Origin of the sequence: Bifidobacterium simiarum, assembly GCF_002802905.1 — a bacterium.
Classification (GTDB): domain Bacteria; phylum Actinomycetota; class Actinomycetes; order Actinomycetales; family Bifidobacteriaceae; genus Galliscardovia; species Galliscardovia simiarum.
Window position 1 is genome coordinate 105348 of record NZ_PEBK01000002.1, and the last position, 12245, is coordinate 117592.

General features: G+C 61.8%; 9 protein-coding genes. 1 reads left to right on the forward strand and 8 read right to left on the reverse strand.

Annotated features, from left to right (window positions below):
• Positions 1-279: 279 nt before the first annotated feature.
• On the forward strand, positions 280-2784 hold the full coding sequence (locus CSQ87_RS02580) for a transglycosylase domain-containing protein (protein ID WP_100512313.1): 2505 nt from the start codon (positions 280-282) through the stop codon (positions 2782-2784).
• Between the two features lie 233 nt (positions 2785-3017).
• On the opposite strand, the gene CSQ87_RS02585 is transcribed toward CSQ87_RS02580, so the two are convergent.
• From CSQ87_RS02585 to CSQ87_RS02620, 8 genes are all read right to left on the reverse strand, one after another.
• Entirely contained in the window at positions 3018-4349 is a 1332-nt protein-coding gene (locus tag CSQ87_RS02585) for an MFS transporter (protein ID WP_100512314.1), read from the reverse strand.
• 149 nt (positions 4350-4498) lie between these two features.
• On the reverse strand, positions 4499-5797 hold the full coding sequence (locus tag CSQ87_RS02590; protein WP_100512315.1) for an MFS transporter: 1299 nt from the start codon (positions 5795-5797) through the stop codon (positions 4499-4501).
• Between the two features lie 203 nt (positions 5798-6000).
• On the reverse strand, positions 6001-7128 hold the full coding sequence (buk, locus tag CSQ87_RS02595; protein WP_100512316.1) for a butyrate kinase: 1128 nt from the start codon (positions 7126-7128) through the stop codon (positions 6001-6003).
• Between the two features lie 123 nt (positions 7129-7251).
• On the reverse strand, positions 7252-8244 hold the full coding sequence (locus CSQ87_RS02600; RefSeq protein WP_100512317.1) for a phosphate acyltransferase: 993 nt from the start codon (positions 8242-8244) through the stop codon (positions 7252-7254).
• 27 nt (positions 8245-8271) lie between these two features.
• Positions 8272-8694 carry an ABC transporter ATPase gene (locus CSQ87_RS02605; RefSeq protein ID WP_100512318.1) on the reverse strand — a complete coding sequence of 141 codons (423 nt, stop codon included), beginning with the start codon at positions 8692-8694 and terminating at the stop codon, positions 8272-8274.
• On the reverse strand, positions 8691-9734 hold the full coding sequence (locus tag CSQ87_RS02610) for an alpha/beta hydrolase (protein ID WP_100512319.1): 1044 nt from the start codon (positions 9732-9734) through the stop codon (positions 8691-8693). The genes CSQ87_RS02605 and CSQ87_RS02610 overlap by 4 nt, the downstream gene beginning before the upstream one ends.
• 134 nt (positions 9735-9868) lie before the next feature.
• Entirely contained in the window at positions 9869-11737 is a 1869-nt protein-coding gene (locus tag CSQ87_RS02615) for a CocE/NonD family hydrolase (RefSeq protein ID WP_207761075.1), read from the reverse strand.
• A 66-nt stretch (positions 11738-11803) separates the two neighbouring features.
• Positions 11804-12052: an acyl carrier protein gene (locus CSQ87_RS02620; RefSeq protein WP_100512320.1), complete on the reverse strand. Its 249-nt coding sequence runs from the start codon at positions 12050-12052 to the stop codon at positions 11804-11806.
• Between the last annotated feature and the right edge of the window lie 193 nt (positions 12053-12245).

Below are 12245 nucleotides of genomic sequence, written 5' to 3' on the forward strand. Positions count from 1 at the left end.
ATCCCGGTCTCCCCGGTACGCGCGGCGTCCCCGCTACGCACGGTCTCCCCGGTGCGTACGGTGTCCTCGTGTTCAGCCGTCAACGATCCGTCTCCTTGCCCCGCAAACCAACATGAATTCCAAGTAAACAAATCTAATGTTCCGCACGGCGGACCACCACGATTTGCGTAAAACAACCCGAGAATCCACAAAACCGGTCCACATAAAATCGTACGGATACTATGAACATTCACTCACCGATCGGTAGGCTGTCAGGGCGGTCGGGGTAGCCTAGGCCGTATGGCTTCCCAGACTCGTAGAACCGCGTCATCCGCGCCCCGCAGTTTCCAAGGCGCGGCAGGCTCCTCAACGAACCCGTCGTTCGAACCGCCGGCGGGCAGCCGTCGCTCCCGGCGCGCGGCCCAGCAGGCCCAGCAGAGCGCCGGCCCGCGCCGATCACGCCGGGCGGCCAACCCGAAGAAGGGCAAGGGCGGCAAGAAGAAGCACAGGATCCTCAAGGGCTTCCTGATCGCCATTCTGGCCATGATCCTCGCCGGCTGCGGCGTGTTCGCCTACATGTACGTCACCACGAAGATCCCCGATCCCGAGTCGATCGCCCTGGCCGAGAAGACCAAGGTGTACTACGCCGACGGCACCACGGAGATCGGCACGTTCGCCGAGCAGAACCGTGAGATCATCGACTGCTCCGTCCTGCCCAGCTACGTGGGCAACGCGATCGTCGCCTCCGAGAACCGCACGTTCTGGTCCGACCGCGGCATCGATCTCAAGGGCATCAGCCGAGCGCTGATCAACAACGTGACCAAGGGCACCCGACAGGGCGGCTCCACGATCACCCAGCAGTACGCGGAACGGTATTATCTGGGCGAAACCACCTCCTACAAGGGCAAGATCAAGGAGGCGTTCCTCGCGCTGAAGATCGCGCAGACCCAGGATAAGGACAAGGTCCTGTGCAACTACATGAACACGATCTACCTCGGCCGCAACACCTACGGCATTCAGGCGGCCGCCAAGGCGTACTTCAACAAGGACGCCAAGGATCTGACGCTGTATGAGGCCGCGACGCTGGCCGGCATCATCCCCTCGCCGAACAACTGGGATCCCGCGGTGAGCCCCAAGATCGCCCAGCAGCGCTTCAACCGCGTGATGAACATCATGCGCGAGGACGGCTACATCTCCGCAAAGCAGAAGGCCGCCGCGAAGATGCCGAACACGGTGAAGCAGACGATCAACAACGTGTATCAGGGACCGAAGGGCTACCTGCTGAAGATGGTGCGCAACGAGCTGGTGGCGTCGAAGGCGTTCACCGAGCAGGATCTCGACACCGGCGGCTACAAGATCGTCACCACGATCGACAAGGCCAAGCAGGACCTCATGTATCAGGTGGCCAGCAAGAAGGGCGGTACCAACAGCATCCTGCCGGACGGCGTGCAGATCGGCAGCATCTCGGTGAATGTGAAGGACGGGTCGATCGTCTCGCTGTACGCGGGCGAGGACTACCTGACCAAGCAGTTCAACAACGTGACCGACGCCACCTATGAGGTGGGTTCCACGATGAAGCCGTTCACGCTGCTCGCCACCGTGCAGAAGGGCGTGAGCCTCGACACCACGTTCAACGGCAGCTCGCCGCGCGACTTCCCCGGGCTCTCCACCCCGATGACCAATTCGGGCGGCGAAAGCTTCGGCTACATCAACCTGTATCAGGCCACGGCCAACTCGGTGAACACCGTGTACATGGATCTGCAGCAGCATCTCGGCGCGCAGACCATCATCGACACGGCGCACACCGCCGGCATCAAGGGCAAGATCACCGCCGACGCCTACACCACGCTGGGCACGTCGGCGCTGAGCGTGATGGACATGGCCCGCGGCTTCTCCACCATCGCCAATCAGGGCCAGAAGCCCACTCTGCACATGGTGAGCAAGGTGCTGAACTCCTCGAAGAAGGAGCTGTACAACGCTCCGACCACCACCACGCGCGTGTTCGACGCGAACGACGTGGCGCTGGTGACCAAGGCCATGGAAGGCACGGTCCAGGACGGCGGCACCGCCTCCGAGGCCGCGTCGATCGGCAAGACGATGGCCGGCAAGACCGGTACCGCCAACGATTCGAAGGCGCTGAGCTTCGTCGGATTCACCCCCAACACCATGACCCTGTTCGCCGCGTGGAACCCCGATCCGAAGACCGGCAACGCCAACGTAATGCCGGAGATCGGCGAGTACGGCGTCTACGGCGCGTACGCCGTGCACCTGTACACCGAGTACATGAGTCAGGCGCTGGACGGCGTGGCCGACGAGTCGTTCCCCGAGCCCGAGGACGACGGCACAATCGGCGGACCTGACGGCACCTGGGGCACCGGTTCCGGCTACAGCAGCAGCAAGAACTCCTCCGGATCCTCCAGCAGCAACTCCGGCAGCTCCGAAAGCGGTTCGGCGTCCAGCCCGAGTGCCTCCGCCAGCCCCTCGGCCAGCGCGTCCGCCAGCCCGAGCGCCTCGGCTAGCGCGTCCGCCGGCACGACGAGCGGCACCGGCACCGGATCGGAAGGCAGCGGCACGGGCACGTCCGGCGGCACCAGCGGCGAGACCGGTACCGGCTCGGGAACCGGCACTAATGGCTCGGGCACGGGCACCGGAACCAGCGGCAACGGCGGTACGGGCACCGGCACGTCCGGTGGAACCGGCACCTCCGGCGGCACTTCGGGAGGCACGGGCACGCCCGGCGGCACCAGCGGCGGCACGAGCGGCGGAACCGGCACCTCCGGCCAAGGCGGCGCCGCCACCGAGTAGCAGCAGCGCACGCCACCAATACCAATGGGGCTCCGGAATCCAACAGATTCCAGAGCCCTTTTCCTGCCTTCCCCGGGGCTGAGCCTGTCAAGAAAACGCCAGCGGCGTTTTTAAGGCTCAGGCGAGCCGACAGGCGAGCTGATGAGCAGCCGGCCATAGGCCGTCCGTTCTTGCTCGAAGGTGGCCGGCTCAGCCGGTCGGATGAGGGGCCAAACAACGCAACCTATTCGGGTCTACTCGCTAATCGCCTCAAGCTTCTTCGCCTGCTTCAGCGACCACACGCCCAGCACGAAGGCCAGCACCATGCATCCCAGACTCAGAGCAAACATGATCGGGAATCCGCCCGGCAAATCAACGATGAAGCCCCAGAACACGGCGGCGAACGCACCGGCGAACGCACCCACGGAGGAAACGCGAGAATAGATGTTCGTGTAGTCGCGAGAACCGAATACGGCTCGCACGAGCAACGGGGTCTGCACAGTGGTGCAGGCGTAGACGAAGCCGAAGAGGAACGCACCGACCATGAGGATCGCAGCCTGCGCGGGCAGGAACCACATGAGCACCACGCCGATGATGCCACCGCCGATGCCAGTGGAGAGACCGGCGACCACGCTCTTGTCATTGATCGTACCGAGCAACACCTTGCCCAGCGCCTGACCGGCCATGCATGCGGAGGCCACTACGCCGGAAAGAGCAGCGATCTGCGGCAGAGAAGCTTCGAACGACTGGCAATATGAGGGCAGGAACTGATACACCGTCTGGTTGATGGTGATGATGCCGCAGAACAGTGCAAGAGCGAAGAACGCCGGCGTGCGCATGGCCTTGGCGGCCGAGACGCCACGAACCTGCTCGGTTTCGGCCTTGCTCTCAGCACCTATAATGTTCGCGTGGTCCTCGGCAGCGCCATACGGCAGCAATCCCTTATCCGCCGGCTTGGATCGCACAATGAAAATGGTGAACGGCAGAGTGACGATGAGAATGATGATGCCGAACACCAGATATCCGGTACGCCAGCCTTCGGGGCCGGACTTGATGAGTGCGGTACCCAGCGGGTTGAAGATCACGCCACCGATGCCGGTGAATGCCATGCACAGGCCGACGAAAAAGCCGACGCGCTTACGGCACCATGCGTTGATCAGTGTAGGAACGGCAAGATACAGCAGCGGAGCGGTACCGAGTCCGATGAACACACCTGCGATATAGAACTGCCATACGGCTTGGAAGAACGACATGGCAATGCAGGCCGCACCATCGAAGATCACGCCCGTTGTCAGCACGATGCGGATGTCGAGTTTGCTCATCAACTTGCCGGAAACGGGCAGGCCGATCATCATCGCGATGTTGGCGATGCTGAAATACAGGGTAAACGTGGCCTTGGCCACATGGAAGTATTCGCTCACAGGGGTGAAGTAGATGCCCGCGCAGCTGTAGACCAGCGCACAAGGTACGCAGGTGAGGACAATGCCGCTGGCCACGATCAGGAAGGCGTAGTGGAATCCTCCCTGCTTACGGCCAGCCGGTTCGGGAGCCGCGGGCCGCTCCGACGGCTTGACGACGTTGTTCATGATGGTTCCTTTCCGCGGGGCCTCTCGCACCCGCTCGTGACTGTGGCCTCTGGTCATGGGACTCGACCGATCAGCGCGTTCCATGACCAGAGGCCACGAGGTGGGATGGTTGGGATCGTCGGAATGGACGAATCGGATTCAGCGGCCGATCACTTGATCTGACTGCCGATCTGCTTGGAGCTGCACAGTCCGATCGGGATCAGGGAGACGACGCAGATCACGACGAGGGCCATCATCACGGAGGGCTGGCCGAAGATCGCGCCGACCATGGCCATCACGGTCACACCGGCGAAGTTGCAGATGTTATAGATGATCTGGATCGGGGTCCATGCCATTTCGAAGTCCTGACGACCGAACACCGTGGTGGTCATCGACATGCACACGTTGGCGTTGCCGGAGATGGAGAACATCAGCAGGGCCACGGCGACGGCGCACACGATGTTGTTGGAGCCGAAGAAAAAGACCAGTGCGCCGGCGAGGATCATCATCGCCACCACCACGAAGGTGGTGTTCTTGGTACCGAACTTCTGGTCGAGTACGCCGATGATGTAGTGGCCGAGCATACCGAAGGGCCACATCGTGCCCATGAGCAGGATGGCGAAGGTGAGCTCATGACCGTAGGAGACCAGCGTGGGGGCGAGCAGGGCCATGGTACCGGAGGCGGCGAGCATGGCGATGCCCCATCCAAGTCCGATGAGCCAGGTCTGCGGGGTCTTCAGCACCTTGGAAACCGTCCACGGACTGTGCTTCTTGTACTCTTCGGCTGCGGCGAAGTCACGTTCGAGCTGTTCTCGGGAGATGCTGCGATCATTGTCGGGCCATGCGCCGGCCTCTTCGGGGTTGTCCTTGACGAACAGGAAGGTAACGACGGCCAGCAGGGCGCACAGCACTGCGCAGCCCCAGAAGAAGCCGCTGATGCCGATCGAGGAGCCGGCGCAGGCCACCACCACGGCGTTGATGCAGGCGCCGTTGAGGGTCATGCCCATCGTGGCCATGCCCATGAACATGCCCTTCTTGTGCGGGAACCAGCTGGAGCCGAGCTTGCCAAGACCGATCACCGCGTAGGCGGTCATGGTAACGAAGAACAGGAGCACGCCGATGACGAACATCGTGAAGTTGTTCATCAGCGCGAGGATCGCGAAGGCGACGACATTGCCGATCAGACCGATGATCGACACGTTGCGGGCGCCGATCCTATGCCCGATGATGCCGAAAAGCAGAATGCCGACCAGTGAGGCCCATCCGGATATGGTGACGACCATCGACATCTGCGTGGTCTGCCACCCATACATTTCGGTAAAGAGCGAAAACAGGGTGTTGGAACCGTTGTTCCAGAAGTTGTAGAAGAAATAGAAGCCGATACAGGTGGCGGTAACGCCCCAGCCCTTGATTCCGAGATCCGGTATCCAATGGTTGGTCTTGCTTGCCGTTGCGGTGGTGCTAGTCATAATCCTGTGGTGTGCGTCGATGCACACGCTCTCCTTTCTGCCGATGCCGCCTCATTGCGGCTGTTGGTTTCGCCGGAGCCTCTTCGCGCCGGCAACGTTTCCCGAAGCTGTCATCGACCCGGAAGTGGGCCTCTGGTTGGTAGGTGCGGCGGATGACAGCGTCCGCCGCACCACGATTGTTGGGCTGACCGACCGGGGGAAAATCAGCCGACGTCCGGAATGGCTCCTTCCTGGGTGAATCCGGCCCATGAGGGTTCGCCGGTGTAGGTCATCACCGCTTCGGTGCCGGTGAGGGCCCGGACCGCGCCCGCGGCCAGTGCCTCCATCTCGAAATCGCCGCCGTATGCCTGGACGGGGGCGATCCAGCCCACGCGATCGGCGATTTTGGCGACGAACGTCTTGTCGTTGCTCACGCCACCGGTGAGGATGATGCCGTCGACCCGGCCCTTGAGCGTGGCCGCGAATCCTCCGATGGCCTTGGATACCTGGTATCCCATGGCGTCGTAGACGATGCGCGCCCATTCATCGCCGTTTTCGATGCGGCGGCCGATCTCCCGTGCGTCATCGGTACCAACCAGTCCCATCAGGCCGCCGGTCTTGCCGACCACGTTGAGCACGTCCTTGCGATCATGCTTACCGTCGAAGCACAGCTTCACCACAGGCTTGAGTGGCACATCGCCGGAGCGGTTGGGTGCGAACGGACCGGATCCTTCCAACACATCGTTGGTGTCGATCATGCGGCCGTGTTCGTGCGCGGCGACGGAAAGACCGCCGCCGATATGAGCCACGATCACATTGATGTCCTCGTAGTCGCGTCCGAGTGACTTGGCGTAGCGAATCGCCACTTCCTTCTGATTGAGGCAGTGGACGTGGCTCTTGCGGTAGACGCCCGGATAGCCGGTGATGCGCGCCACGTCGATCAATTCATCAGTGTCGGGCTGGTTCACAGCGTAGGCCGGCTTGCCGGTTGCCTTGGCGAAGTCATACAGCAACGGGGCTCCGAGAATGGCGGGATGGTTCACGCCGGAGTTCGTCACATGCTCGCACACCGTCTCGTCGATGGCGAAGATGCCGCCGACCGTGGGACCCATCGAACCGCAGTAGCCGGAGAACGCGTCGATGTCGTCGAGCGACATGTCGTGTGCAGCCAGTTCGTCAAGAATGGTCTTCCGGCGGTAGTCGAACTGGTCGATCGCATTGTCGAAGGCGGCGAGCTCGTCGGCGGGATGCTGCACGTTGGCCTTGAAGATCACCTCCTCGCCCTTGAACGCGGCGATCTTGGTGGAGGTTGATCCTGGCGACAGCGTCAGGATGACGGGAGCGGTAGTCATGTTGATCCTTTCTGGAGAAGCCCGGAAACCGTCCGTTCGACGTCGAACGGACGACGGGGCTGACAATGATGGTGAGGTAATGGAAAGAGAAGGAGTCAGGGAAGCATCACGAGTCGGTCGCGATCACTCAGCTCTGACGAGCAGCATCAGGATGTTGCCCATCATTTCGGAAACGGGCGCACTGCGGGAGAAGTCGCACACCGGCTTGGCGAAGCCCTGGAGCACTGGACCATAGACGTCGGCGTGACCGAAGGTCTGGATGAGCTTGACGCCGATGTTGCCGGCATGGATGTTCGGGAAGATCAGCACGTTGGCCTTGCCCGCGACCGCGCTCTCACGCTTGACCTTGCGCTCGGCGGTCTTCGGGTTGATGGCGGCGTCGAGCTGGAATTCGCCGTCGAAGGCGATGTCGGGGCGACGCTGCCGGGCGAGCTCGAGTCCGTGACGGATCACGTCGACGGAATCGTCCTCGGAACTGCCGCAGGTAGTGAAGGAAAGGAAGGCCACGCGCGGCTCCCATCCCAGCAGCGACGAAATGGTGTCGGCGGAGGAGATCGCGATGTCCGCGAGCGCCTCGGCATCGGGCAGCACGTTGATCGCGCAGTCGGCGATGGCGAGCATTCGGCCCTGCGGGCCTTCGAAGCCAGGGGCGTCCACCACACCGAGGCTGGAGACCACGTTGATGCCGGGGGCGAGTCCGATGATCGACTGGGCGGCAATGATCACGTCGGCGGTGGTGAGCACACGGCCGGCGGCGACGCAGTCGGCCCGTCCGGCGCTGACCAGCATCATGGCGGCGTTGACCGCGGTCTTGGACTTGCGCAGCACGGCCTTTTCGCTAAGCAGTCCGGCGGCGGTGATCGGCTCGACCAGCGACCTGCGGGCCTCCTCGTCGGTATTGTCGAAATATTCGGCACCGGTCAGATCGAGATCATGTTCGGCGGCGAGTGCGACGATGTCCTCCTGCCTGCCGACCAGAGTGACCTCGGCGATATCGTCGGCGAGCAGATTGGCCGCGCATTCAAGGATCTCGGGGCAGTCCGTTTCGGGGAAGACGATGTGCTTGTGTCCGGTCTTGGCGCGTTCGGCCAGCTGATCGATGAATTCCTTGTCCATGATGATTCCTTTTTGTGTTGGTTGCCGCTACTTTGCGGAAACGGGTTTGGTAACGATTGACGTGGTGATGTAGTACAGCACCATCGAGGTGAGGTATCCGATGACGACCAGCTGGCCGTAGGTAGCGAGCCAAGTGTCGATGATGCCGTTCGGACCGGTCTGCATGACGGCCATGGTGAAGGAGATGCAGGTGACGAAGATCAGGTTCTCGACGAATACGGAGACCCACGGGCGGACCTTGGATGTACCCAGCCACGCGGAGCAAAGTCGCCCGGCGGCGGGGACGGGAAGGATCAGCTGCAACAGCACGTTGGTGCAGAAGGCGGTACAGGCACCCGGGTACCAGGAGGTCAGAGTGATCGCGGCACCGGAGAGCAGCATCGCCGAGGTATTGATCACTATGGCCAGAACCAGATCCTGCAATACCATCAGTCGGGTGACGGGAGTCATACGCTCGCCTCCCGGGAGTCGGAATCAGTGGAGCCGGTCGAATCCGAGGATTGACCTTTCTCGCTCAGCCATGGGAACGGTACGGGCTTCGGGACCGTGCCGAGCACGTCGCGCAACGCCTCGGATATCATCTCACCGGCAAGTCGGTCGGTGTTCCGAGGCCGCGCCTCGATGATTTCCGGCGGGTTGGCTGCCCGGTAGGCTTCGGGGTTCACGGCGTCCTCGATGTATCCGTGATAGGCGTGCTTCACCATGTGCAGATGGGTGTCGACGCCAAGAGCACGCAGTCGATCCGCCATATGTACGCCTTCGTCGGCCATGGCATCGCCTTCGACGGGCAGGATCGATACGGACGGCAGATCGGCCAGCTCGGTGTCCGGAGAGTAAATCGGCGAGATACGTGGGTTACGACGATCGGCATCGCCGCAGTACCAGTCGTTGAAGGCCTCCATCAGATCGATCGGCAGGTCGATGTCTCGCAGCGCCTTGTCGGCCGGAGCGGTGGATGCGTCGAAGAACGGGTAGTGCAGGGCGAGCCCGGACACACGGTATCCGGCGATGGTCTTACTCTCGATCGCGCCGACAAGCGCAAGCTGCGCTCCGGCGCTGTATCCCATGAGGATGAATCTCCGGGGATCCATGCGGTATTCCGCGGCACGGTCGGCGTACCATCGCAACACGTCGAGCACGTCATCGAGTGCGGCCGGCCACGGATACTCCGGGGCCAGACGGTAGTTCACACCCACCACATGCACGTTGAAGGCGTCACGGATCCATTCGCACAGGGCATCGGTCTTACGAGCGTCCCCCATGGCGAATCCGCCGCCATGCAGTTCGAACACCACGGGAGCGGTGTCGCCTTCCTGCACATCGGCCATGTGCAACCAGGTGTCGAGAGTGGGATGCGAATCATCGCCGGCGGCTGCCACCTTGCAGGCGATATGACGCCCGAGAATCGGTCCGGCGAGCACCGGCTCCAATGCGGCTTCGCGTAGGGAAGGAAGGATCCTGGCGAAGCTGCGCAATTCGCGGGCGTCCATGGCTCACTCCTTTTGCTGGATTGGACAATACTAATGAGTGGGAAGGAATCGGATCGGCCGTATGCTCCGGCCGATCCGAAGGGGAGGTCGGCTCCCGTCTCGGAACCCGACGGGAGCCGACCGGATCGTCCGACTTATCGGACGACGTAGTCACCGGCCTGATAACGGGGCGGGATCACCGGGATCTCGATCCAGGATTCGTATTCGCCGCCGCCATGAACGTTGTGCGTGCCATGGTTGTCGGTGTCCCAAGCCAAAGGCTCGAACCAGCCTTCGCGGATGTAGCGACCGGCGATCTGCACGCGCAGACGCTCGCCCTTATGCCAGACTCGGCTGGAGGGAACGATGGCGATGTCGACCGGAACGATCTCGCCATTCTTGAGCTTCTCCTCGCTTTCGTTGGCCAGCACCGGGATATGGCGCTTGGAAAGCTTCTCGTCGAGCTTGCGTCGGGAGACACGGCACTTGCCCCATGCGCCCGGATGCGGCTCGTCCAGCGTGTACCACGGAATCCATTCGCCATCGGCGGAGGCCTTCTGGATGTTGACGAACATGTCCATGTCGTCGTAGCCATCGCAGGAGACGAACAGGTGCAGGTTGATGTAGCCGGTGATCTCGGTGTCCTCATCGAAGACGTAGTCGAATTCCAGCTGGCCGGAATCCGGATCGTACGAAGCCTTGGAGGCATCGGCGACCGGGGCGTCCTTCAGGGTCACGGAGGCGGGGTCGAAGTAGAGCTTGCGGTACTCGGTGCGCTGCAGCGGGAAGGTCTTCTCCGCGCGGCGGTCCTGATAATCGCAGTCGTAGGCGTCCATCACGTCGAGGCGGACGCGCGGGGTCATCTCCCAGCCGTTGTGAATGTCCTTGAGGTAGCGGTCGTAGAAGCGCTTAAGGTCCTCGAGATTCTCCGGCTGGTAGGTGTCCGGCCATTCGAAGTCGCGATGGGCACGCATCCACTTGAGGCGGGACTTGCAACGACGCCATGCGTTGAATGAGCCGGGAAGGTGGAAGTGGCTCCAGCCCGCGGTCTGGTAGACGGGGATACGCACCTTGGAGAAGTCGGGCATCTTATCGCGCCAGTAGGCGTTCTCGAACGGGTACATACGGGCCATGGCCACCTGATCGTCAGTGCCGTTGGGGCCGGTGACCTGGGCAGCGATGAACTCGTTGAAGCTCAGCGCGGGGATGCCACCCTCGAACAGGCTCTCACGGTACAGGTCGGTGGTGGACTCCCACGGGGCGATGCAGGCCAGATGCGGCGGCTGCTCGGCGGCGATGCCCCACTGGTGCATGGCCACGCCGGAGTTGCCGGACATGCCGACCTTGCCGTTGCACCATTCGCGTGCGGCGAGCCACTCGACGAAATCGTAGCCGTCTTCACGGTCCTGATGGGTGAACATGTGTACGTTGCCTTCGGAATGACCTGCGCCACGCACGTCCACGTTGGCCACGGCGTAGCCCTGATGGCACCAGTACAGCGGATCGGGGGATTCGAACTTGGCGCAGTTGGAGACGGTCTTCGGGGGAACGCCCATGATCTGCCATTCGCTCATACCGTCGCCGGGGCGCTTGCCAAACCAACTCCACGAGACGATCGCGGGGATCTTCTCCTCGGTCACCGGACGGTAGATATCGCAGTAGATCTTGGTGCCGTCACGCATGACGACCTCCTGATCCTGCTCACAGATGATGCCGGGCGCGGCCTCGTAGGTGCGCTGGTTGAACGGCGGACAGAATCCTTGACCCATGCGGGCCATCGGATCCTCGGAATTGGCGAGGTCCACCTCCTCCTGATCGGCGACGGGCTGACGCGAGACGCGGTAGCAGACCTTCATCTTCTCGCCCTGGAATTCCTCCTCCAGCAGGTAGAAGATTCCGCCCTTGGAATCCTTGTAGATCGGGACGTCGTCGTTGACGTTCGCGTTTTCACCGGTCTTGGTGATGAAGTCGGAAAGCTTGCCGTCTACCTTCTCCCAATCCTCGGGAATGATCGGCTCAACCATAATGTGCTCCTTTGCTATGTTGTGAGGTTGCGCGTACTGATGGGGTTTCGTCCGGACTGCGGTCCGTTACATGTCCAGCAGTTCGACGACGTAGTCGGCGGCGTCGCCAAACGTCTCCTTGCGTCGGAAGGTCATGTACGGCACCTCGGCGTCGAATTCATCCTCCAGATACGTGGTCAGCTGTGAGTACTGCACGGACTTGAGCTGCAGGTCCTTGAAGGAGGTGTCCTCGGAGAACTCGGAGGCGTCCTTGCCAGTAAGAGATGCCACACGGGTGCGGATAGCGTCCAGTACCTCATTGCGTTCGTCAGCCATGATGATTCCTTTCCCTATGATGATTAGAGGATTTGCTTGTACAACAGCCCAAGGCAATTTGGTCTTCATCCTTGTGGACTCTTGCTGCCTTGTGGTTTATAGATTAAGGATTTTGCATAGTTTTGTCGCCAAAAATCGATGTGCGTCGGCATGAACTTCATGGGTAAAAACACCGATTAATTGTGCATTTGCA